Source organism: Thermophilibacter mediterraneus, from assembly GCF_900119385.1.
Taxonomy (GTDB): Bacteria; Actinomycetota; Coriobacteriia; order Coriobacteriales; family Atopobiaceae; genus Thermophilibacter; species Thermophilibacter mediterraneus.
The window spans coordinates 945,152-971,226 of sequence record NZ_FPKO01000009.1; the positions used below are offsets into that span (position 1 = coordinate 945,152).

Below are 26,075 nucleotides of genomic sequence, written 5' to 3' on the forward strand. Positions count from 1 at the left end.
CGGGGGGCCGACAGCGAGGCCTAGTCCCCCGGAGGCAGCCCGAGGGCAGATCTGACGAAGAGGTCGACGTCGGTCATGGGAGACGTCGTCCCGTCCCTCCGGTTGCGATCCCTCACCCTGCCCGCGTTCCTCAGCGCGGCGTCGAGCCTGTCCGCGAGCCCGGGGCCGACGGGCCTCTTGTTGTCCCGGCTGTACGACGGCATGAACTCCCTCAGGTCCCTTATGACCTCCTCGGCGCTTCCGTACTCGCGAGTGGTGTACCGATAGTGGAGGAGCAGCCAGTACTCGAAGCACGGGTCGCTCATCGCCACCCGTATCCCCTCCTTCCGAGCGAGGGCGATCGCCTCCCCGATGCCGGCCTGAGGATGCACCGCCCCCTCGGTGTCGAAGAGGACCCACCATTCGTCCACCAAGGGCTGGCTGCCGCTTCTGGCGGCGCGCGCGTTCTCGCACCGCTCCCTTACCGCCGCCCTGACGAGCCCGAGCGGGTTGGATTTTCCCGCCCTGACGTACCTCAGCGCCCCGGACGGCACCCCGCGCATCAGGCGAACCCGCTCAACGTACTCCGGCTCCGTGACCGTACCCTCGGAGACGAAGGCGACGACTCTCCCCGGGCTTCTGCGCGCGGCTCGGCGTCGAAGGCTCGACCTCGCCATCCTACTTCCCCTCCCGCGCGGGCGCGAAGCGCCGCGGGACCACGGGGACGGCGGAGTACCGGCCAGCAAGATAGCCCTGCTCAAGCGCCTCCCCCTTGCGGGGACCATAGTCGGTGAGCGGGACCACCTCCGTGGACCCATCGCGCTTGTCGACGAGCCACACCTGGTCGCGCCTCAGGAGGTCGTCGCTCAGGGGGCGCGTGTTGTGGGCGCTGAACAGGAGCTGGGCGTCGTTCGGGTTCGAGTCGGGGTCCTGGAAGCTCCGGATGAGGGCTGACAGGAGGGTGGGGTGCAGGGAGGCGTCAAGCTCGTCGACCACCATCGTCGCCCCGCCCTCGAGGGCGACGGCGACGAAGCCGCTCAGGTCGAAGATCCGATTGGTGCCGTCCGACTCCCTCCCCATGTCAAATGTCGCCATGTCGCCCCGTGGCCCCCTGTGGCCGAACACAACCGACTTCATCGTGTCGGGCACCATGTCGACAGGGATGCTTGCCGACCGCGCTATGGCGACCCTGTCGTCCTCCCCGATCTCCCTTCTCTCGACGGAGACGTCGGAGATGCCCAGGTCCGCCGACCTCACCATCTCGCGGATGAACGATCTGGCGAAGTCGGACCCCCTGTTCCCGTCGATTATTTCCCCGGAGAACGGGAAGTCGTTGCTCCCGCTCGGCCCCCTGTTCAGGTACACGAGCCCGTCCCTGAACCATTCGTGCACGGGAGCGATGGCGTCGTGCGACCTGAGGTTCTGGTAGTTCGCCAGGAAGGAGAGAAGCGGGACGTTGTCGTTGAGGAGCTGGAGGGCGGCCTTGGGGACGGAGACGTGCGTCGACCCCTGAACCCCCCTCGGGCCGCGCCGGAACCAGAGCTGCTCCTTTCCCTTGGGATATGCGCGGAGGTCCTCCCCGGTGATCGCGTAGGCGGTGTGGGAGAGCTCGTAGCGGTAGCGGACCCCCCGCGCGACGAACTCGACGAGGTAGCGAGTCGGCCTCTTGGGGCTGTCGCGGTCGAGGGCGAACGGGGCGTGGGGCAGGGGCGCGCTGGGCCCCTTGCCGTAGGAGCCGAGGATGAGCTCCCGGAGGTTGCGAATGGCGCCCAGCAGCGTCGACTTACCCGCGGCGTTTGGGCCGTACACGGCGAGGCACCTCAGATAGCTTAGCCCGGAGAGGCCGGGGAGGGACCTCTCGATCAGCCCTCCGTCCCCGTCCTTGAGGCGAGAAGCAACGAAGGATATCTCCTGATAGTCCCTTATGGACCCGTAGTTCTCCACCCCAAATCGTATGAGCATCGCTGCCTCCTTCGCATCCATCTCATTCAATCTTAGTTCGATATTCGCGAGAATTGTTCGAAAAGTGACTTGAGTGGAGCAATTATTCGCGCAATCGGAACATGCTCATCCATTCCCCGGGATGCGGAGCTTGTTCGATCCGGCGGTTGCGCCCAGTCGACCAACGTGCATGGGCTCCGCCGGCTGGGGCGCCTCGTCGCGCCGCCCCAGTCCCCTTCCCCCTTAAAAGGAGACAACACATGACAGCTTGCACCAACAACGGGGGGAGCAGGGCCCGTCGCGCCGTCACCGCGGCGCTCGTCGGCGTCCTCTCCGTCGGCGCGGCCCCCATGGTCGCGCTGGCGACCGGCGCCGCCCCGGCGTCCGGCGACGTGAGCCTCCAGGTCGCCACCGACCCCTCCTCCGTCGAGGACGGCACCATCGTCAGGTTCGAGGGCTCCCGCCAGGAGGGCGACACCTTCGTCGCCAACGGCAAGGGCCAGGGCCTTATCCCGACCAAGGTCCAGCCCTTCGGCACCACCGACATCAACTCCCGTGTTAACGTTGTCGACTGGGTCGTCTACAAGCTCTCCGACTCCACCGGCAACCTCTCGACCAGCGCAACCGACGCCACCAAGGGCCGCACGATCGACGGCAAGGCGTTCTACTACGAGACGAAGCTCAGCGCTGAGACCCTTCCTACTGAGGTCGGCGAGTACGCGGTCTTCGCTAACGTGATGGTCGGCTCCACCAAGGTCTATGTCAGCGAGGGCGCCACGTTCTCCATCGAGGCTGCCAAGCTCTCCGATGCGACCCTCTACCAGGTGAACGCGTCCGACACCGACGACCTCTCGGACACCACCTACACCTTCAACACGGGTAACTGGCAGCTCACCAACAGGGCTACCTCTGACCTTGGCAACGTTGCGGGCTTCAACCGCCTCGCCCTCAAGGTCGGCAACACCCAGCTCGACATGAGCCAGTTCACCTTCGACTACTACACGAAGGCCGGCAAGCAGGTTGCGGGCAACGACATCGTGAACGCCGGCGACTACTACGTCATCGTCTCCGGTATCTCCACCGGTGACTACAAGACCCAGAAGCAGCGCTTCGACTTCACCATCGCCCCGTACGACGTCGCGCAGGCGAACATCGTGGCAGAGGACAAGGTGTGGAGCGTCACTGGCGGCGACACCACCAAGACCACGCTCGCGACCATCGATGGCGTGCCGTACGGCAGCAGCTGGCTGAGCCCCTTCATCTCGCTCGACTACCCGAACGTCGCGACGACGACCGGCCCCGCCTCCGTCACCGTCAACGTGAACGCTTCCGCGCTCAAGGATCCGTCCGGCAGGTTTGACTACACGGGCTCCATCATCAACTCCCAGGTGGTCAATTACAACGTCGTCAGCGCCATCGCGACTACGGATGCCTTCTACGGCACGACCAACTTCTCAGCCAAGACGATCGCGACGGACTACTCCGACGAGGAGACCGAGGTCTTCGACGCTTCCAAGGTGTCGGTGTCCTACACCAACCCGAAGGACGGCAAGAAGGTCGACACCGACGCCTACACCCTGCGCGTCGTCAACACCGTGACCAACGAGGTCGGCGGCGTCGAGATGCTCGCCAACTCCGGCTCCTACACGGTGGAGGCCGTCCTCGACTCCGAGGCCCTCGACTACGCAGTCGCCGGTCGCAGCGCCCAGATGAAGGTCACCGTCACCAAGGGCGCCATCGCCTCCACAGACGTCGCGTTCGCCTGGAACGATGACATCGTGACCACGGGCGCCATCTCCGACCAGTACGTCCCCGGCCGCGACCTTCTCGACGAGATCACCGTCACCGTCAGGACCGACAACGGTGTCGTGCCCTCCTCCGACTACGAGGTCGTCGTCACCGACGCCAAGGGCGACCAGGTCGACGAGATCGTCGAGCCCGGCACCTACCGCGTCCAGGTCGTCGCCGACGGCTACACCATCAGCGAGACCGACAGCCGCCTGAGCGTCACCGTCGCCAAGCGCAACCTCGCCGCCACGGGCCTCCAGGTCCGCGCCAAGAACACCCTCAACTGGGAGTCCGACGACAACAACAACGGCAACATCGACAGCTCCGAGATTCACCGCGCCCTCGTCTACACAGGCGATGTCCTCACCCCGTCCTACGAGTGGTCGCTCGACGGCAAGACCTGGTACGACCTGCCCGCCGACGAGGTTACCCTCACCTACTTCAAGAAGGGCGACACCAAGGAGGTCGACCTCAAGAACGTCGGGTACTACGACGTCCTCGTCGAGGCCAAGGGCGGCTCCGCTCACTACACCAACGAGAAGAGCGGCGTCGAGGTCGAGGTGACCGACCGCAGGGTCTTCGCCGACGTCCCGAGCGACGCCTTCTACGCGCAGAGCGTGTACCAGGCCGCCGACCAGGGCTACATCGGCGGCATCGGCGGCACCAACCTCTTCGCCCCGATGAACAGCATCACCCGCGCCGACGTGGCGTGCGTGCTCTACCGCATGGCCGGCGGCTCGATTGAGTCCAGCAAGGAAGACCTGACCAACGAGCAAATTGCCACGATCTCCAGGTTCATCGACGTCGACAAGAACGCGTACTATGCCCGCGCCGTCGCGTGGGGCGTCGAGATGGGCATCATGAACGGCTACGGCGACACGTTCGGCTCCGCCCGCAACATCACGACCGAGGAGTTCGTGACCATGCTCGCCCGCTACGCGGAGAAGATGGGCACCGACACCGCCGTCGACACCGACGCCGTGCTCGCCTCCGTCTCCGACGGCGACGAGGTCTCCGGCTACGCCCGCGATGCCGTCGCCTGGGCCGTCTCCGAGGGCTACATCGCCAAGGGCGGCAACTCCATCGCCCCGCAGGAGAACGTGGCCCGCTGGCGCACGGTCATGATCGCCGTGGACTTCCAGCCGACCCAGCTGGACGTCATCACCGACAACCCCAACGCGGACACTCCCGGCACCACTGAGTAAGTTTTAGCTAGGACCCGCTAGGGGCGGGGGCCTCGCGCCCCCGCCCCCTCAGAGGGCCCGCCGGTGCCCGCTCGACGCCGAGCGGTCACCGACGAGCCTTACTGGCAGAGCAAGCTGTCGCGTGAGAAGGCTGATCGGCGAGGCGCGAGGCCTCCCCCTGGGGCTCGCAACGAGAGGGGGAGGCCGAGCCGCGCGAGCTCCGACATCTAAAGACGAAGGCCCGGAGACAAGGTCTCCGGGCCTTCTTGCACTCTCTGAACACGACGCCGCCCCCTCCCCCCGTTGCGAGCCCCGGGGAGGGGGCGGCCGCCTCGCCACTCGGCCAATCCGCACCTTCGACAGCTTGCTTGCAGGTAGGCCTGTCGGAGCGTTCTTGTTAAAGAGCGCTCCGGCAGAGCCGCCCGCGTGCCCGGGGGCGGGGGTACCGCCCCCGGGCGACTGGAGCTAGGAGCTGGGCCGCAGCCTACTTCTTCTCGGGGTCGAGGTTCGGGTTGTCGGCGAGGTCGCCGTCCAGCTGCTCGGGCTGGAAGTCGACGACCACCTTGACGGCGCGGGCGCGGTAGATGGTGCCCTGCGGGTCGATCAGGTTGCCGCCCTTGGCGAGGTACTCGTTCTCCACGGCCCAGGCGACGGCGTCGCGGGCGTAGGAGCTGACCTTGTCGCCGTCGGCGACGCCGGCCAGGACCTCGTCGGTGTCGACGGAGGTGTCGACGCCGGTCAGCTTGGCGTAGCGGGCGAGCATGGTGGCGAACTCCTCGGTCGTGATGGTGCGCGCGGAGCCGAAGGTGTCGCCGTAGCCGCGGGTGATGCCCATCTCGGTCGCCCACGCGACGGCCTTGGCGTAGTAGGCGTTCTTGTCGACGTCGGTGAACTGGGAGATGGTCTCCACGTTCTCGTCGGTCAGGTCCTCCTGGCTAGCGGTGATCTTGCCGCCGACCATGCGGTAGAGGACGCAGGCGAAGTCGGCGCGGGTGAGGTCGTTCATCGGGGCGAAGAGGTTGGTGCCGCCGATGCCGCCGATGTAGCCCTGCTGGTTGGCGACGTAGACCTCCTCGGCGTACCAGGCGTCGGCCGGGACGTCGGCGAAGACGGTGGCCTTGCGCACCTCGATGTTGCTCTTGGTGACGGTGGTCGGCTCGAAGTTGCCCTTCGCGTCGGACACGATCATGGTGACAGTGTAGGTGCCGGGCTCCTTGAGCTCCGCATCCTTGCCGTCAAGGGTGTAGGAGACGGTGTAGACGTCGGTCGGGAGCGTGGCCCAGACGTCATCCTTGGTGTTGGCCTTGCCGTCCTTACCGGTGGAGACCATCCACTCGTAGCCGGGGTTCTGGATGTCGCCGGTGTAGGGCAGGAAGACGTGCTCGTCGTTGAACGTGCCGAGGACGCGTACCGTGTTCGGGAGAAGCGTCACAGGGTCAACCTTGAAGGTCGCGACAGCGCCCTTGTTGATCTTGTAGGTGTCGCTCTCGACGGAGATCGTGTAGATCCCCTGGTCGACGATGGAGTCGACAGCCTTGCCGTCCTTGGTCACGATGACGGTGTAGTCCTCGCCCTCGGTGAGCAGGTTCTTGTTGGAGTCGTAAACGGTGACCTTGATGTCGTCGAGGAAGTCCTCACCGTTGTACTGGTTGCCGGTGAAGGAGTTCGCGGTGACGCCGTTGTAGGTGACGAGCATGGTCGCGTTCTGGACGACGCCGGAGACAACGGTGTAGGTCACGGTGTTGGAAGAGCCGCCATAGACGTGCTCGGCAGCCTCGGCGTCGACCTTAACGGTAACCACCCAAGTGCCGGGGGTGTTGATAAGGGAGGTGTCGTTGGAGACCACGCCGGTCGCCTTGTTCATGACCTCGACGGTCAGGTACTCGGCAGGCACCTTCTTGCCGTCGTTGGTGGTCGCGTTGAGCTTGGAGGCATCGAACACGAAGTGGTTCTCGTTGGACAGGTTGATGGTCCTGTCGGCGAGCGCCTGGTTGCCGTACTTGAAGCCGGTAGCGTCAACGACGTGGTCGACGACGTCGATGGTCGCCTTCGCCTCGTTGGCGATGGAGGCCTTGACCTTGTCAGAGACAGCCTCGCTGTCGGTCACCTTAACGGTGTAGTTGTAGGTGCCCTTCTCGAGGGCGACGCCGTCCTCGGCAACAACGTCAAACGCAGAGAAATCAGCGCCGTCCCAGCCCTCGACGGAGCTGATGGTCGCCTCGTGACCGTTGTTATCGAACTTAATGGCGCTGCCGTTGAGCTTGACGACGGTCTTGGAGAGGTCGAACTGCTCAATCTTGAAGGAGACCTTCGCGCTGGAGTTGGCATAGGTGCTCACGCCGGTGATGACGGCGGTGTAGTCGCCGGCGAACTCGGGAGTCACCTCCTGGCCCTTGGCGTCGTAGCACTTGACGGTGTAGTCGGTGCCATAGGTAAGGGGCTTGCCGTCGAGAGCCACGCCGAGGTCGTTCTCGTAGAACGTCTGGCGCGAGCCGGTGTAGTTGAAGGTCGTGTCGGAGACGTCGTTTGCATCGCTGGCGTTCACGTCAAAGATGGTGGCGTCCTTGAGGGAGCCGTTGACGATCTTGACAGGGAGGTAAATCTTACCGCCCGCATAGGCGGGATCGGTAGAGCTGATGACGGCGGCATAGTTGTCCGCGGAAGCGGTAGTGATGTCAACGGTGCCGCTGACCTCGTTTGCGGTGACCTTGCCGTCCTCGTTAGAGTCACTCCAGTTGGCGAAGCTGACGGTGAGGCCAGAGGTGACAGGGGTACCGGAGCCGGTCACGACGCGCGTAACCTTGAGCTGGTTCTCAGCGTTGCCCGCGACGAACTCGATGTTGTCGAGGTCGAGCTTGACGTTGTTCTGGTCGTACGCGTCGACGACGTGGCCGAGGCTGAAGTCCTGGCCCGCAGTCGCCTGGAGCTGGACCTCGCCAGAAGGCGCGCCGGTCGCCAGCGCGACCATGGGGGCCGCGCCGACGGAGAGGACGCCGACGAGCGCCGCGGTGACGGCGCGACGGGCCCTGCTCCCCCCGTTGTTGGTGCAAGCTGTCATGTGTTGTCTCCTTTTAAGGGGGATGCAGTTCAGTCTCGTTGCAGTCCCCCTTTGGTGAAATCGTTGCCGTCTGGCTCTGCCGCCCGTGCGGTCATTCGACACGCCGTCACATTGGGCTAGGATTGTCCAATGGATGGTCTTCATCGTCGAGAGTGAGCAAGAGATGCCGTTTCTGGATGAGCTGGGCGAACTCCGCGAGTCCCAACGCCTCGAGTTCAAGGAGGCCTCGTCTGGGCTTCCGGAGGACATCTGGGAGACATACTCCGCCTTCGCAAACACCGAGGGCGGCAGGATAGTCCTCGGCATCGCCGAGGACCGCTCGACTGGAGAGTTCTCCCCCGTCGGGGTGCCCGACGGCGCTTCGCTCGTCTCCGACTTCTGGAACACCGCCCGAAACGAAACTCGCGTCGAGCGCGACGTCATGCTTCCCGATGGGGCCGGCGTCGAGCGGGACGCGGGGATGGAGTTCGTAGTCATCGACGTCCCGCGCGCCGAGAGGGGCGACAAGCCCGTCAGGGTGCGCGACCGCCGGAGGAAGGCCTTCCTCGCCTGGGTCCGCAGGGGTTCGGGGGACTTCGAGGCGTCCGACGCCGACCTCAGGCAGATGTCCTACGACAGCCAGCCGAGGGCGGACCGGAGCCCGCTCGAGGAGTTCGGCCTTGACGCCCTGTGCGCCGAGACGGTGAAGAGGTACCGCGCCATCTTTGCGGAGAGGAAGAGGCGGAGCCCCTGGATCGCGGAGAGCAACGATGACTTCCTCTATCACGTCGGCGCCGTGGCGAGGGGAAGGGACGGGGAGCTGCACCCGACGATGGCGGGGCTGCTCGCCTTCGGGCACGAGTACGAGATTACCAACCTCATCCCGCAGTACCTCCTCGACTATCGGGAGGAGAGGTCCGAGGACCTCAGGTGGGACGACAGGGTGGTGTCCCAGAGCGGCGACTGGAGCGGGAACCTCGTCGACTTCTACCTCACGGTGACCGGCAGGCTCCTGAACCGCCTCGACGCCCCGTTCTCTACCGATCGCACCGGGACGCGGCACGGCTCCGAGAACCCCGTCACAGAGTCGGCGAACGAGGCCCTCGCCAACGCGCTCGTCCACGCGTACTACGGTTCCTCGGCCTCGGTCCGCGTCGTTCTTCGCCCCGGCTCCCTCGAGGTCTCCAACACGGGGTCGTTCCTGGTGGACAAGGACGTCGCCATAGCGGGCGGGACCTCCGAGACGCGCAACCCCACCCTCATGAGAATCTTCAGCTTCATCGGCGCGAGCGACCGCGCGGGAAGTGGCATGCAGGAGATCTGGGAGACTTGGGCGCGGAGCTTCGGCACGGAGCCCCAGCTCGAGGAGACGCACTCCCCGTCCTCCGTCAGGGTCACCCTTCCCCTTGTCATCCCCGCCCGACCCGCGACGACCGCGGCATCATCGCCCGAGAAACTGCTCCGCCTGCTCGAGGAGACGCCCGGGGGCCTGACGTCCGCAGACGTTCAGAGGCTGCTCGGGGTGTCGGAGAGGGTCGCCCAGGCCAGGCTCAGGGAGCTGCTCTCTCTCGACGGGAGGGTCACCAGGTCAAGGGACGGCCACTCCCTCAGATATCGGCTGGGGGACTAGCCCCGGGGCGTTCGCGAAAATCGCGAAGCGTTCGCGAAAAGCCCGAAGGTTTCGCGAAAAACGCGAAGCGTTCGCGAAAGGCCCGAAGGTTTCGCGAAAAACGCGAAGCGTTCGCGAAAACCGCGACGCGGCACTGGGCGGCATCGTCTTGGCAGTGGTCCGTCAACTCCCCCTCCGCCGTTGCTTGATGGGGTGATGTCAGCGAAAACTTACACGTCGGGCGCAATGAGGAAATGCCAACTGGCCTTTTCTCGTCTCCGCGGACTCTGATGTAAGTTTTCGATGGTCAAAAGTTACACGAGCGCTCAGGGGCGAGGTCGTCGGAACCCTTCGCTACCGATCGGGCCAAATCGTTGCGTCTATGGCTCCGAAGGGAATGGGCGAGCGAGAGGCAATGAGCCCCATGTCGAGAGATCTGATCAGGGGCCTCGCCTTCGAGCCCTCGTGATAGGCGTTGCGGACGGAGACCATCCTGTGGAGCGCCTTCATCTTGGATTTCCCCTTGCCACCCGAGGGGACAGTCATGTCGGGAGAGAGCCTGAGGAGGGCGAGGACTCCATCGGCTGTGTTTGACCGTCTCCGCTTTGCGGGTTTGAGCGCGGCGGAGTTTCGGGAATGAGGGCTGCTCCATCCCCCTTAAAAGGAGACAACACATGACAGCTTGCACCAACAACGGGGGGAGCAGGGCCCGTCGCGCCGTCACCGCGGCGCTCGTCGGCGTCCTCTCCGTCGGCGCGGCCCCCATGGTCGCGCTGGCGACCGGCGCCGCCCCGGCGTCCGGCGACGTGAGCCTCCAGGCTTCGCTCGAGCCCGACCAGGTTGCCCAGTCCAAGGTGACCGAGGCGCGCGACAACACCGACCACAGGGTCGACCTCACCAAGGACATCGTTTTCACCTATGACAGGCGCGCCCACTTTGTCACCCCTGTGACCCTTGAGCACCCGGTAACTGGGGACGTTGCCGACGTCCAGAAGAGCGGCTATACCGTCAAGTACTTCAAGGTTGTCAGCTCCGGCGGCTACCTGCTCGGGAACGGTGAGCGCGTCGAGTTTGTCAGCTACGACGGTAACGACATCGTGAACGTTGGAGACTACTACGCCGTCGTGACCACGAACGCAGCGGACTCTGCCGCAGGCTCCAACGCGTTCGTCAAGTTCTCCATCGTCGACGCCACCTTCGAGGACGCCTACGTCTGCGACGGGAATGACAAGGACGACAAGGTCATCGAGTACGACGGCACCGGCATGAAGTTCGGCGACGGCGACCTCAGCATCGTGGTCAACGGGAGCGTCTTCGACTACGCCACGGACTACACCCTACAGGTCCTCAAGGCAGGCACCGGCGAGCACCTCAGCAATGGCGCGAAGGATGCCGGCAACTACGTCGTCCGCCTCACGCACAGGACGTCCGGAAAGACCGTCGACATCCCCTTCACCGTCTCTCAGCTGAACCTCGACGACGCCAAGATTGTCGTCACCGACGACTACGCCACCAGCGGGACCACCCTGCCCGGCGCCCCCACCACCGTGGGCGACGCTGCCTGGGGCGACATTATGAGTGAGGTCGACTGGACCTTTGTCGGTGATACCAACGGAAACAAGGACGTCGCGCCTGCCTATGCCGCCAAGGGCGCCTACACCTACACGGTTAGCGTCAAGGATCCCGACAACAAGAACATCACCGGCTCTCAGGAGGTCACGGTCGTCCGGTACCAGAACCCCGCTAACATCCGCTACGACCGCGACAACATCGCTGACGGCGATACCATCCGCAACTTTGACCCGTCCCTCGTCGACGCGATGGACGCCAACGGCAACAAGCTCGGGGTGAGCATCGCCTACACCAAGAACGGGAAGGTCGTCGACGCCTCCGAGACCTCCAAGCCCGGCAGCTACCAGGCCATCATCACCGCGCTCGATGACACCTACACCTACGGCGGGCGCGTTACCGTCGACTTCACCGTGAGCGCCACCCTCATCCGCGTCGAGGAGGTCTATGCCTCCTACAAGGGCGAGACCATCAAGAACGACGCGATTGCCGACATCTACAGCGGCTCCGACCTTATGGAGAACTTCTCCGTTAAGGCGATCGACGAGGACGACAACGAGGTCCCCTCTGACGCGATCGTTGCGGTCGTGACCGACGAGGATGGCAAGGAGGTCGAGACCGTCACCGAGGCGGGCTCGTACACCATCTCGCTCAAGGCCGCCGATGACTCCAAGTACGTCCTCGAGGGCGACGAGGACGAGATTGCCTTCACCGTTAGCCCCGTCGAGATCGAGTACGGCTGGTTCACCGACAACAACGGCACCCCTTGGTTCCCCTGGGACGACACCTCGGGCTACGGCCAGACTGGGGGCAACGCCACCGTCCGCCTGACTGGAACGATGGGCTATGGCGACCAGGCGGACACGGCCTACCTCTACACCGGGGAGGCCATCACCCCGAGCTTCGACTACGACCTGACCAAGGCCATCTGGGGCTATGACAAGTCTGAGGACTGGCACTCACTCCCCGCTGACACCTATGAGATCGAGTACCAGAAGAAGGACGACAAGGGCGCCTGGGTGGACGTCGAGGAGTGCGTCGAGGCCGGGGACTACAAGGCGGTTCTCAAGGACGCCGTCATCGGTGACAGCTACGATGTGGACGTCACCGTCGAGTTCCAGATCTCTGACACCAAGGTCTTCGTCGACGTCCCCAACGACGAGTGGTACTCCAAGGCGGTCTACAAGGCCAACGAGCTCGGCTACATCGGCGGCATCGGCGGCACCAACATGTTCGCGCCGATGGCGAACATCTCCCGCGCCGACGTCGCGTGCGTGCTCTACCGCATGGCCGGCGGCAAGATCAACGCCTCCGAGGAGGGCATGACCAACGAGGAGCTCACCTTCATCTCTGACTTCTCCGACGTCGACCCGAACGCCTACTACGCCAAGGCCGTGTCCTGGTGCGTGAAGATGGGCATCGTGAACGGCTACGGCGACACCTTCGGCTCCGCCCGCAGCATCACCACCGAGGAGTTCGCGACCATGCTCGCGCGCTACGCTGCGGTCTGCGGCACCGACACCTCCGTCGACACGGACGCCGTGCTCGGCGCGGTCGCCGACGGCGACAAGGTCTCCGGCTACGCCCGCGACGCAGTGGCGTGGGCCGTCTCCAAGGGCTACGTGGCCTCCAACGGCAACCTGATCGACCCGCAGGGCACCGTGTACCGCGCCCGCGCCGTCGTCATCGCCGTGCGCTACCAGCCCGAGGCGCTCGACGAGGTCCTCGTCGACAACCCGAACCTCGACAAGTAGTCGCAGGGCTCTCTGCACCAAGCCCCGGGGGCGGGCTCCCCGCCCCCGGGCCCTCAGAGGGCCCGCCGGTGCCCGCTCGAAGAGCGGTCACCGACGAGCCTTACTGGCAGGGCAAGCTGTCGAGAGCGAAGGCGAAGTGGCGAGGCTGGGCCCTCCCCCGGGGCTCGCAACGGAGGGGGAGGGCGAGCCGTTCGGGCCGCGGAAAACGGATTGAGATGCAGCGAGGCCCCCGGGGATCCCCCGGGGGCCTCGTCTCGTTATGACCTCTTGCAAAGCTCGGCGGAACGACGCCGCCCCCTCCCCCGCTGCGAGCCGGGGGAGGGGGCGGCCGCCTCGCCACTCGGCCCGTTCCTCACCTTGACAGCTTGCTCTCGGGTGGGCCCGCGGGGGAGCTCTCGTGGAGAGCGCCCCGGCGGGGCCGCCCGCCCGGGCGGGAGGGGCCCCGGAGGGCCCCTCCACGGGCGTCACCGCTAGAGGATGACGTGGAGCTGCTCGGGCTGGTAGCGCACGGCGATGGTCACCACGCGGGCGCGGTAGACGCTGCCCTGCGGGTCGATCAGGTTGCCGTTGGAGGCCACGTAGCCGTTCTCCACGGCCCAGGCGACGGCGTCGCGGGCGTAGGAGCTGACCTTGTCGCCGTCGGCGACGCCGGCGAGCACCGCGTCGGTGTCGACGGAGGTGTCGTCGCCCATCTTGGCGGCGTAGCGGGCGAGCATGGTGGCGAACTCCTCGGTGGACACGTCGCGCTCGGTGCCGAAGGTGTCACCGTAGCCGCGGACGATGCCGGCCCTGGTCGCCCAGGCGACGGCCTTGGCGTAGTAGGCGTGCTGGTCGACGTCGGAGAAGCCGGAGACGTAGGAGCTCTCCTCCTCGGAGAGGCCCTCGTTGACGACGGTGCCGCCGGCCATGCGGTAGAGCACGCAGACCACGTCGGCGCGGGTCATGCTGTTCATCGGGGCGAAGAAGTTGGAGCCGTTGAGGCCCACGATGTAGTTCTGCTGCTTCGCGGTCGCGACGGCCTCGGCGTACCAGGCGTCGTTGGGCACGTCGACGAAGGAGGAGGCGGTGGTCACGACGATCTTGGACGGAGCGGTCGAGCGGTAGCCGGACGGCTGGACCGTGGAGAGGCTGCTGCCCTTGAAGTTCGTGGAGCTGGCCTTCACGTTGACGCTTCCGCCCTTGAAGGTGTACTCGCCCTCGCCCTTGAGGGTCGCGTCCTTGCCGCCGCTCTGGTAGCTCACCTCGTACTCGTCCGCGGCGAGCGTCCACTCGTTGCCGTCGGCGTCGTAGAAGGTGTACTCGGGGACGATCTCCTCGCCGGTGTAGGCGTAGTAGTACACGTTGCGATAGGCCGAGCCATCGTAGACGACCTCGCTCGCGAAGGCGTCGCTCGGGGCGAGCTTGGTGAGGGTGCGCTTGTCGACCACGAAGTCGTAGGTGTTCGTGTCGAGGGAGAAGCTCTTGCCCTTGATGGTCACGGTGTAATTGCCATGGTCAACGACCTTGTCGACCACGACGGTCTTGCCGGTCTGGTCCTTGGTGGACACCTCGACGGTGTAGTCCTCGCCCTCGACGAGGGTCTCGTCGCCCGCCTTGACGGTGACGGAGAGCTTGCCAAGCAGGTCCTCGCCGGTGTAGGTGTCCTTGATCGGGGTTCCGGACGGGACGAGCTCGCCGTCGTAGGAGACGAAGACGTTGGCGTCGTCGGAGAGCACGTTATTGTTGGTAACGGTGATGGACACGGCGTCGACCCAGCGCTGCCCGTCGACCTTGTCGTTGGCGACGGCGGTCACGATCCACTCGCCGCGGTCGTCGAGGTTCTCGACGGATGCAGAGGCGCCGGTCTTCGCGTTCTGGACGGTGTAGGTGAACGTGACGTCCTTGGAGCCGGTGGTCGCCGTGAGCTTCGTGATGTCGAACGGCTTCTGGGAGGCGTCCGTCATGTCGTAGGTGTAGGTGTAGTCGCCCGCGGTGCCGCCCCACTGGCCGCCCGCCGTGATGGAGGCTCCGCTGTAGAGGAAGCTGGCCGGCTTCTGACCAACGGCGACCTGGACGGTCGCGGCGCCGGTGACGAGGTTGTCGCCCTTCTTGTCGGAGTCGCTCTGGCTGATGGTGTAGGTGTACACGCCGTTGGCGTCGGGGCCGGAGACGCTCACGCTGAAGCGGCTGGAGTTGAGATCGTCCTTGTCGACGCCGTTGAGCTCCTTGACGACGTTCTTGACGTCACCGGTCTCGGGGGCGGAGCCGACCTTGGCTCCGACGCTCACGACGCTGACATTGTCAAGGTTGAGCTGGCCGAAAGTGAACTCGAAGGAGGCCTTGACGCCGTTAACGCCGAAGTCGTTTCCCTTGCCAGTAATGTCGAGGACGTAGGTCTTCCCGACCTCAAGCAGGTCGTTCTTGCCGCTGAGCTCGACGTTCTTGCCCTTCTCGTGGAAGCTGTCCACGGTGTAATCGGTTCCCTTTTCGAGCTCGACGCCGTCAAGGGCAACACCGAGGCGATCGAAGACATTCTTGGCCTGCGCGGACCCATTCTCGCCAGTGAACTCAAAGGTGGAGTCGTTGACGTCGCCGTCGTCGACGAGCGTGGCGCCCTCGAGGCCGCCGTTCACGACAGTGAAGGTGTCGGCGATCGAGCGGCAGACGAAGGTGCTGGCGGAGGTTGCCTTATAGACGACGACCGCATAGGTACCGGGCTCGACGGGGGTGGCGTCACTCGCAACGTAGCCCTTGATTCTGAGCGTTACCCTCTTGCCATCCTCGTTGATGTATTCGATCTTGTTGCCGTCGGAGTCGGAGGGCTCATTGTTGCCGGCAGACTGGTCGACGATCGCATAGGCGTAGTAGTAGTCTCCCGCGGTCAAACCGGAAAAGCTCGTGTTGTAGTTGAACGTCTCCTCCTGCGGCTTGGTGGCACCGAAATCGGTGAACGACTCGGGCTCCAGGCCCTGGAAGCGCTGGTTGTAGACGAAGCTCTGGCCGCTCTCGCCGTTGGAGTACTGGACGGTGCCCTCCCTGAAGGCGTTGTCTGAGGTCGCCATCACCTGGACGTCGCCGGACGCCGGGGCGGCGCCGGTCGCCAGCGCGACCATGGGGGCCGCGCCGACGGAGAGGACGCCGACGAGCGCCGCGGTGACGGCGCGACGGGCCCTGCTCCCCCCGTTGTTGGTGCAAGCTGTCATGTGTTGTCTCCTTTCATCAAAGAGACAGCACGACGGGCTTGCCTTGGGACGGCGCGTGCGCTTGGTCGGCGATGCACGCGCGGGCGCGAGGTTTTTCTCGATGGGGGAGGGGCGTCTGCGTCAGGTCATGGTTTCAGCCCGTGGGGTTGACGCCATGACCTGACGCTAGTGTCAACCAGCCCGCGGGGTTGACGCCATGACCTGACGCCAGTGTCAACTAGAGGACGTCGGCCTCGATGGCGTTCATCATGATCTGGGCCATCACGGCGCGGCTCACACTTGCCTGCGGGTCGAGGATGCGCGAGCCGTCCGCCTGGGACGCGCCTGCGATGACGCCCTCGGAGAGCGCCCACTGCGCCGCCTCGACGGCCCACTCGCTCGTGGAGGCGTGGTCGGGCATCTGCTCGAAGAGGCTCGGATCCACGTCCTGAGCCCCTCCCTGGCTGCGCACGTAGCGCCAGAGCACCGTCATGAGCTGCTCTCGGGTGATGGGCTGGCTCACGCCGAAGGTGCTCTGGTCGTCGCGCGGGGCGTCGAAGATGCCCTCGGCGACGCACCAGTTGACGGCCTCGGCGTAGTAGGCGTCCTGGTCCACGTCGGCAAACCCGCAGTCGGGCGCGTCCTCGCCGTTGCCGAGGTAGTTGTAGAGCAGCTGCGCGGCGTCCTGGCGGCCGAGGTCGGCCGAGGTCCCGAAGGCGCCGGACATGCCGCCCTGCCCGTTCATGATGCCCATGCGGTCGACGTAGACCACGGCGTCGTAGGGCCACTCTCCCTCGGTGACGTCGTTGAAGCGGTTGACGTGGCGCATGAGGTAGGTCACGGCCGCGTCGGCGTCGAGCGCCCCGTGGCTCCCGCTGACGACGCCGTCCTCGTCGGGCTGCGTGCGGTCGTTGGTGGCGTTCTCGACGGGCGCGGCGGTGGCGTAGAGGGCCTCGCAGATCTCGTCGACGGTCGCGGTGGGCTCGGCGTAGCACATGAGGGCGATGGTGCCCGAGACCATGGGGGCCGAGAGCGACGTCCCGGAGTAGGCGCTGGAGTAGTTGCCGCCCGCGACCTCGCTGTAGCTGGTGTGGGTCGACCAGATGCTCCTGCCCGGAGCGCTGATGTCCTTCTGGGCGTTGTAGTCCGACCAGGCGATGTTGGTGCCGTCGGGCTCGAGCGCGGTCACGCTCACGCACTCCTCGAAGTCGCTCGGGTAGAGGGCGGCCACGTAGGGGTCGGTGTAGTTGCCGTTGCCCCCGGAGCACACGGTGACGATGCCCTCCTGGTAGGCGCGGCGGATCCAGTCGTGCAGGAGCTCGTCCTGCTGGGCGTCCTCGCTGTCGTAGTCGTCGGTGACGTAGCGGCCGAGGCTGAGGTTGAACACGCGGACGTTGAGCTCGTCGACGTCGACGCTCTCGAAGACGTACTCGTAGGCGCGGGCGAGCGTGGCGGTGTCCGTGGTCGACGAGCCGTCGGGGATGACCTTCACCGGCAGGACGTTGGCGTTCATGGAGGCGCCCGCGAGGCCCGTCCCGTTGTTCGCCACGGCGGCCGCGATGCCGGCGACGAGCGTGCCGTGGCCCACGTGGTCGGAGGTCCCCGTCTGCTCGGCCGTGACGGAGAGCGGCTGGCCGCCCTCGTCGACGTTGTTGGTGACGTCCCAGGCGTACTCCTCGAGCAGGTTGCCCTCGAGGTCCTCGTGGTCGAGCTTGACGCCGGAGTCCAGCGTGACGATGGTCACGGCGTTGTTTGCCTGGGCATGGTCCCAGGCGTCGTCGAGGTTGGTGCTGTAGACCCAGTACTGGTTGGGTTCCGAGCCGCTCTGCCTCACGAGCAGGAAGGGGTCGGCCTGGTCGAGTGCGCGGGCAAGCGGGGCGACGGACTCCTCGCCGGGGGCCCCGGCCGCGGACGAGGGGGACGTGTCCTCGCGGACGGGCTCGATGAGGTGGTAGACGTAGTTGAGCTGCGCGTGGGTCACGCCGTCGAGGCCGCGGACGGCCTCGAGCGCCTGCTCGTCGGTCTGGCCCTCGGCCGGGACGGCCTCGTAGGTCCGCTCGTCGTCGGTCTGGCTCACGAGGCCGGTGACGGTGACGCCCGCGTCGTCGAGCGTGGAGGTCGCGTCCGCGAGCAGGGAGACCTCGCTCATGGAGGGCTGCTCGAGCGTGACGAGGATGCCGTTGGAGACGGCCTCGTCCGCGAGGGCAGGCGCGGGCGCGCCGGAGAGCGCCGCGGCGAGGGCGAGGGGGAGGGCGCAGGCGAGCGCGCGGGCGCGCGAGATGCGAGGCTTGCTCATGGGGTTCCTCCTGCGAGGTTCTTCTCGGCGTGTCATGTCCGCGCGCGTGGGGCGGGACGCACCCATTGTAGGTCTCCGCGGGTCCGGAGTGGCGCGTTGTCCGGCGACGGCGATGGTGGGGAGTTGGTACGGCCGGGGCTGCGCGTGCGGGCCGACGGGTGCGGTTGCCTATACTGGACACGTTGGTCCGACCGATCTGAGGGGCAGTCATGGGAGATTCGACGCGCGCGCTGTGCTGCATCGTGCCGTGCTACAACGAGGAGGCGTCGCTTCCGGCCCTGTTCGACGCCCTGGCCGAGGTGTCCCCGGCGCTGGGGCGCGAGTTTGGGCTCACGGTGGGCTGCGTGCTCGTGGACGACGGCTCCCGGGACCGCACGCTCGAGCTGCTGCGCGCCCAGAACGCCGTCGACCCCAACTGCCACTACGTCTCGTTCACGCGCAACTTCGGCAAGGAGGCGGGGCTGCTCGCCGGCATGGCGGAGGCGCTGCGCCTCTTCCCCGGGGAGGACGACCTCTTCGTGATCATGGACGCCGACCTGCAGGACCCGCCGTCGCTGCTCGTCGACATGGTCCGCGCGCTCGACGAGGGCGGCGACGACGTGGACGTCGCGGCGACCTATCGCAAGAGCCGCGCGGGCGAGCCACCCATCAGGAGCGCCTTCTCGCACCTGTTCTACCGCCTCATGAACTCCATCTCGGACGTGAGCATGCGCGACGGGGCGCGCGACTTCCGCGTCATGCGCCGGCGCGTGGTGCAGACCGTCGTCGACCTGCCCGAGCGCGTGCGGTTCTCGAAGGGCCTGCTCATGTGGGGCGGCTTCCGCACGGAGTGGATCGGCTACGAGAACGTCGAGCGCGCCGCGGGCGAGAGCAAGTGGAACTTCTGGGGGCTCATGCGCTACGCCATCGACGGCATCGTCGCGTTCTCGGTGGCGCCGCTCGAGCTGATCTCCGTGGGCGGGCTCGTGGTGTTCCTGCTCTCGCTGGTGTTTTTGCTCTTCATCTTCGTGCGGGCGCTGCTCTTTGGCGACCCGGTCGCGGGCTGGCCCTCGCTCGTGTGCCTGATCACGCTGCTCTCGGGCCTGCAGCTGCTCGGGCTGGGCGTGGTGGGGCTCTACCTGTCGAAGATCTACGCCGAGACGAAGCGCCGCCCGCTGTACGTGATCCGCGAGGAGCGGTAGCGCGGGCGCGGGGCCGCGGGGCCGCCTGCGAGGCCGGGCCCCGCTACAGGTCCTCTGCGGTGAGGATTTCCTGCGGGATGAGCAGGGCGTGCTCGATGACGGCCCTCAGGTAGGCCGCCTCGCCCTTCTTGAGCTCCCCCTCGAGCAGCTCCAGGCCGCGGATCGCGACGCCGCCCTGGTCGGTGGGCTCGTTGTCGAGCGGGTCGGGGAAGCGCTCCATCGCGCGCCGCAGCATGAGCCGATAGGCCGCAACGAAGGGCTGCACGTCGAAGTGCCCGACGGCGACCTCGCCGAGCTTGTCGAGGATCGAGAGTCCCGCGCGGTCGATGTCGCCCCAGTAGAGCACGGTCGTGTCCTGCGCGCTGAGCGTCGCCACGAGGTCGGGGAGCTTGTGCGGGTCGTCGACGAGGTACCCGTTGCCAAAGACCACGCCGTGCACGCGCTCGCCGAAGATGCGCTTGCGACCCTCGAGGTACATGGCGTTTCTCATGTTGACCCACGGGTCGAGGTTCTCGGAGACCACGATGCGCATGTGACGGTGCTGGCGCGGGATGTGGTGCAGCAGCTCGAGCTTGACCTGCGGGCGGGGGCTCACGATGTCCGAGAGGCCCATGAGGTGCAGGAGCTTGCGCCCCTCGGCCTCGAGCGCGAGGAACTTCTCGTCCCCGAAGACTCGGTACGAGAGCTCGCGCAGGCTGAGGGTGCCGTCGCCGAGGCTCGGCCTGCCGGCGATGGCGTCGCTGAGCGAGCGCAGCTCCCGCTCGTAGATGACGTAGGCGTCAGGGGTGCTGAGCAGCCAGCCGTTGATCCACAGGCGCGGGTCGAGGTCGATGATCTTTCGGCGGACGTCCTCGAGCTCGGGGGTCTGCTTGCGAACGGTGTCCAGGCGCGAGAGGGTGCGCGCGTCGCGGCGCGCGGGCGGCTTGGGGCGCTCGGCGCGGGCGATGGCGCGCTGCTCGTCGGGGCGGGCGTCGGCGGGGGCGTGCCGTCGCGCGGGGGCGTCGGCCGTCGTGGGGGCGTCGGCCGCGCCGTTCTTCTCGCTGCCCGCGTCCTCATCCGAAAAGGCCGAAATTGTACGGATGGGGGTGCGATTGGGTAGCAACTTTGATGTTCGGGGAGGGGGCGGCTGAGGTGCCTCTCGAAGCGTGGCGGGAATGAATTGCTTTCGTAAAGTAGAGGTTTATCGATGAGATGGTAATAGGCCCGCCGTGGGGGCGGGGCCGGGCGTCTACATCAAAATCGATACACAATCGTTGGGGGTTCTGGCGAAATCTGGCCTGTGCGGGCGCGAGGGTGCCGGCGACTCATGGGAGCCGGGCGAAATCGGGCGCCCCCGCGGGCCCCGTGGCTCCCACGCGCGGAGGGGCCACCCTCGCGTTGTCCTGCCCACACTCCCGGCTAGTCGCCGAAGAAGGTCGTCATGGGGTCCCAGTCGCCCGCATGGGCGAGTCGGCGTGTCTCCTGGTCGCGCTCCGCGATGCGAAGCTCCTCGCCGTCCCCGCAGATGACGAGGGTCGCTCCCGGCGCGCGGCCGTCGAAGGCCAGCTCGTCGAGCGGGAGGCGGCCGCGCTCGTCGAGGTCGATGAGGTCGCCCTCGATCGAGAGGCGGTCGAACTCTTCGTCGAAGGTGGCGGGGAAGGCGTCACCGGGCGCGGCCTCGTCGCCGGGGAGGTTCCACGCGGGCCCGACGAGCTGCTGCTCGTCTGTGATGAGCCGAGCGAGGATGCCGGCGCGGCGAGACTCCCCCACGCAGCCGAGATAGCTCCCGAACTCGTCGGATCGCCTCGTGACGTACGCCCTGCGGTCGCCCTCGAGAAGGTGCCCGGGGACCGCGACCGAGAGGTCGTCGAGGACGGTCGCCTCGCCCGAGCCCAGGAGGAGGCCGGTCGGTCCGCCGTCGTCGCGGGCGAGCTCGGACAGGAGCGCGTGGGCGGCCCTCGGCTCCTCCTCGTAGTCGTCGTATCCGTAGAGTGCGGGTCCGGGCCAGGCGGCGCCCACCCCGGCGAGGTCGAGCTTCGGCCGCTCGAGCCCGAGCGCCCATGCCATGACCCGCTGGCCGAGCCGGGAGAAGGGGAGTATCCACGAGCCGTCGTACGAGGCCTCCGCCGGGAGGTCGGCTGGGGCGTCGTCGAGCCCCGGCGTGCGCGAGGCGAGCCCGTCGAGCGTGACGCCGATCCTCCTGGCGGCGTCCCCCTGAGAGATTCGCCACGTGGCGACGGCGTCGTCGACGTCGCGGAAGTCGTGGTGGCCGATGGTCGCGGCGCTCAGGTCGTCGATGGCGCGGCCCGCGGCGAGCAGGAGGCGACGGTAGAGCTCGAGGATCGCGACGAGCGCATGCGTGCCGTCGATGCCACGCAGCATGTCGTCGAGGCCGAGGCGCCGGGCGAGCCGGGGCCTCGACGCAAGGGCCTCGACGGCGTCCGCCGCCCGCCCCCACGTCTCGAGGGCGCGGGCCCGGTCTTCCGTCACGGCCCCGTCCTCGCCCACGGCGTGCTCGGCCAGGGCGAGCGGCATGCCGAGCGAGAGCAGCGCGCGCCCGTCATCCCGGGCGAGCTCGTCGAGCCTCCTGCGGACGGACGACTCGGTGGCCTCGTCGAGCGCGACGAGCTCCCGTCCGTCGGTCGTGCGATACGCGCGCGCCGCCGCGAAGAGCGTCTGGCGGAGCATGACGAAGCGCCTGTCGCTCATCGGACCCGGCTCGGCGCGATCGAGGAGGAAGCTTGCGAGCTCCCCGATCTTGTCGGGGCGGATGAGGAGCGGCCTCGTGCGGCCGAGGTCCCTCCACGCCGCCAGGCCCTCGAGGTCGTCCGGTACGAGGTCCCCGGGCCGGTAGGACGTGATGCCGATCGATGACCAGATGCTCATGGCTTCCCCCGATCCGCGGGCGCTCGGCTCCAAATCTCCTACAGCCTCACGTCTGCCGGCGCGGGCTGCTGCTCGCAGAACAGCTCGACGGGAGTCCTTCTGCCGTCACCGTACAGCCGCTCAACTGCCTCGGGACACAGGTCGCGCAGCAGCCGAATGGCGTTGGAGACCGCCGAGAGGGGAGAGAGTTCCGCCTCGGCAGGGTCGAACAGCCGCTCGGCATGTGCCGCCCGGTTCCTCACGTGGAGGATCCCGTTCAGCGAGAGTTGGAGTTCCCTCCTCCTTGTTCCCTTCGGCCATGCGCGGTAGAGGCACGTCCTCCATATCGCTGCCTCGCGGGAGCGGTCGGTGAGGTGAACCCAGAACCCAAGCGTGAGGCTCGCTACGAGTGCGCCGTGCGGGAACTCCCGCGGAAGCCCAGCGGCGGCGGCGTCGATGATGCGCCGATTCGTGTAGTTCGCGTCCAGCTCCCTGTGCCCCGATCTCCTCATGAGGGGGACGCGCGCCGGGGAGTCGTCGTCGAGGAGCCAGTCACCCTCCCAGCACTCGCCCATCACGCGGTCGTAGGCGTTGCGCAGCGCGATTTCGAAATGGCAGATGTCGCGCATGACCACCTGTGCGAGGGAGGCATTCCATTCGTAGAGGTCCAGTGCCCGTTCGGCGTCGCCGTCGCAAGCGGCGAGATAGGGCGCAAAGCGCTCGGGCGAGAGCCACCGCTCCGCCCACGCGCGCGTCCCGTCGCCCTCGGAGGGGCATTTCCGATTCTCGTTGATGGTGCTCTCAGGCTCTTCGCGCATCGAAGACTCCCTATAAACAAATCGAGGCCCGGTGACTTGAATCAGAGGTCATTCCCGGGCCCATCGATCCATATCATACCTGCTTTCGCGGGTTACAACAAGAGGGCTCGGGAAGTGCGCATCACGTCACCAGCCCCTTCGCTCACGCCGTCCTTTGAGACCGCACTCCACGTGTGGTCGGCTGTAATGTCCCGCTCCCGCCACTTCGTGAGCGCGCGGAAATCGCCCCTGAAAACGCCTCAGAGCAACCCCAAGAACGATTCGTACCGGATTCGTACCAAGTTGAAACTCGCTGAAAGGAGGCCAAAAGAAACGAGCCTTCTACCTGCGCATTCATTCGTCCTTTTGAACCCAATGCAGTCTTACGTCATTAGCTGGCAGCTAATGAACTCGAGGAGGGGACGGTCTAGTCTTTCAGCCAACAGCGTCCGCACCGAGAGAAACGTAGGTGATTACCATGAGGAAGTCCCAGGAAATCGGCCGTTCCGTCGTCTCCGTAGCGCTGGCGTGCGCCGTCATGGCGTGCCCTGTCGCGTTGGTCGGATGCAACGACGATGCGGGGGAGCAGGGGGCGGTTGCGACAACGGGGGAGCAGCCTGCCGAGGAGCAGCCCGCCGAGGAGCAGCCTGTTGAGGAAGTTCAGTCCGAATATGACGTCACAATTGACGGCGCGACCGTTACGACCGACTACGAGGGTGCTCCCGCAATGATCGTGGACTATTCATTCACCAACAACTCTGATGAGGCCACCTCATTTGCTGTCGCGTGCTCCCAGAAGGCGTTCCAGAACGGGGTTCAGCTCGAGACTGCCATCGTGACCGAGGACCTTGGGAACGGCTACCTCGCAGAGATTAAGCCCGGAGCCACCACCACCGCTCGGATGGCATACAGCCTGACCGACCAGTCCGATGTCACGGTCGAGGTCTCGGAGCTCATCTCGCTTGACGATACCCTTCTTGCCCAGGCGACCTTCCCTGCGGCCTAGGCCTCTAGCCTCTGCTATTCTTGCGACACGAGGGAGGTGACGCCATGGCGGAGCGACTGACCGAGGAGCTGCTCGACGAGCTGCTCAGCGCGTCCGACCTCGACGGGTACCTCGAGCGCGAGCAGCCCGGCTCGCGCACCCTTGCCGAGTACCTCAACCAGCTGCTCGCCGAGAAGGGCCTCGAGCGCTCGCGCGTGGTGCGCATGGCGGACCTCAACGACACCTTCGGATACCAGATCTTCAAGGGAACTCGCCACCCCAGCCGCGACAAGGTCCTCCAGATAGCCTTTGCGATGGCGCTCACCCTGCGCGAGACCAACCGGGCCCTCACGGCCGCCGGGGTGAGCGAGCTCTACTGCAAGGACCGTCGCGACGCGATCATCATCTTCTGCCTGGACCGGGGCTGCTCGCTTCAGAAGGTCAACGAGGAGCTCTACCGCTTCGGGGAGCGCACGATCTGCTAGCGGGGCGGGGGAGGCGGCCTGCCCCCTCGCTCCGGACGGACTCCTCTCGGCGGGGTCGGCGCGGTGGCGCTGGCCCCGCTCTGCTAGGATGAGCGCATGGAAACCGAAGACGAACTCGCCAGCTATCTTGACGCACTCGAGCGCGACGCCTGCTACCACGTGGACGCCGTGCTCAAGGAGGGCGCGTTCGAGACCACCGAGCGCGTCTCCTTCGTGGGTGAGAACGGCTCTGCGCTGGGGCCGTTTGTCCGCAAGCGCATCGGAGGCGAGTCCGGGCTGGGTGGCGCCTACGAGGAGGTCTTCTCGGCGCAGCGTCGCGGCGTGCGGCTTGCGCACCTGCCGCGGCTGGTGGAGTGCCACCGTCGCGACGGCGACCTCGTGTTGGTGATGGAGTACGTCCCCGGAGAGACGCTCGGGGACTGCGTGGAGGCGTGCCTCTCGCGGGAGGAGCGTCTCGGGCTCGTGCGGCGCACGTTCCCGGACCTCTGCGATGCTGTGTCCGAGCTGCACGAGCGCCTCGACCCGCCTGTCATCCACCGCGACCTCAAGCCTGGCAACGTCATCGTGTCTCCGGGCGGCGTCACCCTCATCGACCTGGGAATCGCCCGCGCTTACCGCGATGGTGCCGAGCAGGACACCACCCACTTTGGCACGCGCGCCTACGCCCCGCCCGAGCAGTTCGGCTTTGGGCAGACCGGCGTCACGAGCGACGTCTACGCCCTGGGCATGCTGCTCTTCTTCTGCGTGACCGGACACGAGCCCGTGCAGGCTGACCGCGAGCGCGGCTTTGCGGGCGACGGGGTGCCGGAGGGGCTGCGTGCCGTGGTGCGTCGCGCGACCGAGCTCGACCCGTTGGCACGCTACGCGAGCGTGCGCGAGCTTCGCGATGCCGTGCTCGGCGCCCTTGGGGGCGAGAGCAGGGAGGCGGCGCCCGCTGCGCCCGAGCTCGCCCCTCCCACCTTTGGACGAGACGAGTATGCGACGAGTCGGTCTTCTCGGCCGTCCCTCTCGGAGCGCCTGCCGTCGTGGATGGGGGCTGTCCGAAACGTTGCGGTCCTGTCGGTGACGGCGCTTCTTCTTGTTGGTTGCGTCGGGGCGTTTGCCAACCCGACGCCGCAAAACGCCGCCTATCCCGTGTGGTACCTTGCTTCGAGCTACCTCGTCTGCCTTCCGGCGATGATCGTGATCGGCTGCTACCTGCTCATGGACCGTCGTCTCCTGCGCGCTCGGGTACCCGCTCTGGCGCGGCTGGATGCGGGTCGGGAGCGGAGGCTCGGCCTGCGCTCCCTCGGCGTCGTCTTTCTCGTATACCTCGTCCTGACCGTGCTCGAGCAGGCCGTCTAGCAAGTTTCTTGGCAGGTCATCTGGCAAGCTTGGGGACTCGTGCCACCCGGGCTATCGGAAAAGAATGGCGATTTCTTTCCGATAGGTTGGCTTCGGAGAGGGGCTATCGGAAAAAACGGAC

At 66.5% G+C, this 26,075-nt stretch carries 15 protein-coding genes; 7 read left to right on the forward strand and 8 right to left on the reverse strand.

Annotated features, from left to right (window positions below):
• Positions 1–20: 20 nt before the first annotated feature.
• On the reverse strand, positions 21–656 hold the full coding sequence (locus BQ7106_RS09215; protein ID WP_072374606.1) for an RloB family protein: 636 nt from the start codon (positions 654–656) through the stop codon (positions 21–23).
• A gap of 1 nt (position 657) precedes the next feature.
• Positions 658–1,941 carry an AAA family ATPase gene (locus tag BQ7106_RS09220; RefSeq protein ID WP_072374609.1) on the reverse strand — a complete coding sequence of 428 codons (1,284 nt, stop codon included), beginning with the start codon at positions 1,939–1,941 and terminating at the stop codon, positions 658–660.
• Between the two features lie 239 nt (positions 1,942–2,180).
• On the opposite strand from BQ7106_RS09220, the gene BQ7106_RS09225 reads away from it, so the two are divergent.
• Entirely contained in the window at positions 2,181–4,913 is a 2,733-nt protein-coding gene (locus BQ7106_RS09225) for an S-layer homology domain-containing protein (RefSeq protein ID WP_072374614.1), read from the forward strand.
• Positions 4,914–5,376: 463 nt separating this feature from the next.
• Here the strand turns inward: BQ7106_RS09225 and BQ7106_RS09230 are convergent, their stop codons facing one another.
• On the reverse strand, positions 5,377–7,950 hold the full coding sequence (locus BQ7106_RS09230) for an S-layer homology domain-containing protein (protein WP_072374616.1): 2,574 nt from the start codon (positions 7,948–7,950) through the stop codon (positions 5,377–5,379).
• A 133-nt stretch (positions 7,951–8,083) separates the two neighbouring features.
• Between BQ7106_RS09230 and BQ7106_RS09235 the strand changes: the two genes are divergently transcribed.
• Complete coding sequence (locus BQ7106_RS09235) at positions 8,084–9,559, forward strand: ATP-binding protein (protein WP_072374619.1); 1,476 nt, start codon at positions 8,084–8,086, stop codon at positions 9,557–9,559.
• A gap of 653 nt (positions 9,560–10,212) precedes the next feature.
• Positions 10,213–12,861 carry an S-layer homology domain-containing protein gene (locus BQ7106_RS09240; protein ID WP_072374622.1) on the forward strand — a complete coding sequence of 883 codons (2,649 nt, stop codon included), beginning with the start codon at positions 10,213–10,215 and terminating at the stop codon, positions 12,859–12,861.
• A gap of 470 nt (positions 12,862–13,331) precedes the next feature.
• Here BQ7106_RS09240 and BQ7106_RS09245 read toward each other — a convergent pair whose 3' ends face one another.
• Together BQ7106_RS09245 and BQ7106_RS09250 are read right to left on the reverse strand one after the other, a co-directional pair.
• The gene (locus tag BQ7106_RS09245) at positions 13,332–16,043 is read right to left on the reverse strand and encodes an S-layer homology domain-containing protein (RefSeq protein WP_072374626.1); all 2,712 of its coding nucleotides are present in this window, start codon (positions 16,041–16,043) and stop codon (positions 13,332–13,334) included.
• Positions 16,044–16,260: 217 nt separating this feature from the next.
• Complete coding sequence (locus BQ7106_RS09250; RefSeq protein ID WP_072374629.1) at positions 16,261–18,318, reverse strand: S8 family peptidase; 2,058 nt, start codon at positions 18,316–18,318, stop codon at positions 16,261–16,263.
• A gap of 209 nt (positions 18,319–18,527) precedes the next feature.
• Between BQ7106_RS09250 and BQ7106_RS09255 the strand changes: the two genes are divergently transcribed.
• Positions 18,528–19,499, forward strand: coding sequence for a glycosyltransferase family 2 protein (locus BQ7106_RS09255; protein WP_072374632.1), 972 nt, complete (start codon positions 18,528–18,530; stop codon positions 19,497–19,499).
• A 43-nt stretch (positions 19,500–19,542) separates the two neighbouring features.
• On the opposite strand, the gene BQ7106_RS09260 is transcribed toward BQ7106_RS09255, so the two are convergent.
• The 3 genes from BQ7106_RS09260 to BQ7106_RS09270 form a co-directional block, all read right to left on the reverse strand.
• Positions 19,543–20,601 (reverse strand): Wadjet anti-phage system protein JetD domain-containing protein, encoded by a 1,059-nt coding sequence (locus BQ7106_RS09260; RefSeq protein WP_240307476.1) that lies wholly within the window; start codon positions 20,599–20,601, stop codon positions 19,543–19,545.
• Between the two features lie 296 nt (positions 20,602–20,897).
• Entirely contained in the window at positions 20,898–22,364 is a 1,467-nt protein-coding gene (locus BQ7106_RS09265) for a hypothetical protein (protein ID WP_072374635.1), read from the reverse strand.
• A gap of 38 nt (positions 22,365–22,402) precedes the next feature.
• A complete protein-coding gene (locus BQ7106_RS09270; RefSeq protein WP_083527001.1) occupies positions 22,403–23,161 on the reverse strand; it encodes an Abi family protein in 759 nt (252 codons plus the stop codon).
• Positions 23,162–23,618: 457 nt separating this feature from the next.
• On the opposite strand from BQ7106_RS09270, the gene BQ7106_RS09275 reads away from it, so the two are divergent.
• From BQ7106_RS09275 to BQ7106_RS09285, 3 genes are all read left to right on the forward strand, one after another.
• Positions 23,619–24,146, forward strand: coding sequence for a DUF5067 domain-containing protein (locus tag BQ7106_RS09275; protein WP_240307492.1), 528 nt, complete (start codon positions 23,619–23,621; stop codon positions 24,144–24,146).
• A gap of 44 nt (positions 24,147–24,190) precedes the next feature.
• On the forward strand, positions 24,191–24,610 hold the full coding sequence (locus BQ7106_RS09280) for a transcriptional regulator (RefSeq protein ID WP_072374641.1): 420 nt from the start codon (positions 24,191–24,193) through the stop codon (positions 24,608–24,610).
• A 96-nt stretch (positions 24,611–24,706) separates the two neighbouring features.
• Positions 24,707–25,954 carry a serine/threonine protein kinase gene (locus BQ7106_RS09285; RefSeq protein ID WP_072374644.1) on the forward strand — a complete coding sequence of 416 codons (1,248 nt, stop codon included), beginning with the start codon at positions 24,707–24,709 and terminating at the stop codon, positions 25,952–25,954.
• The last annotated feature ends 121 nt before the right edge of the window (positions 25,955–26,075 follow it).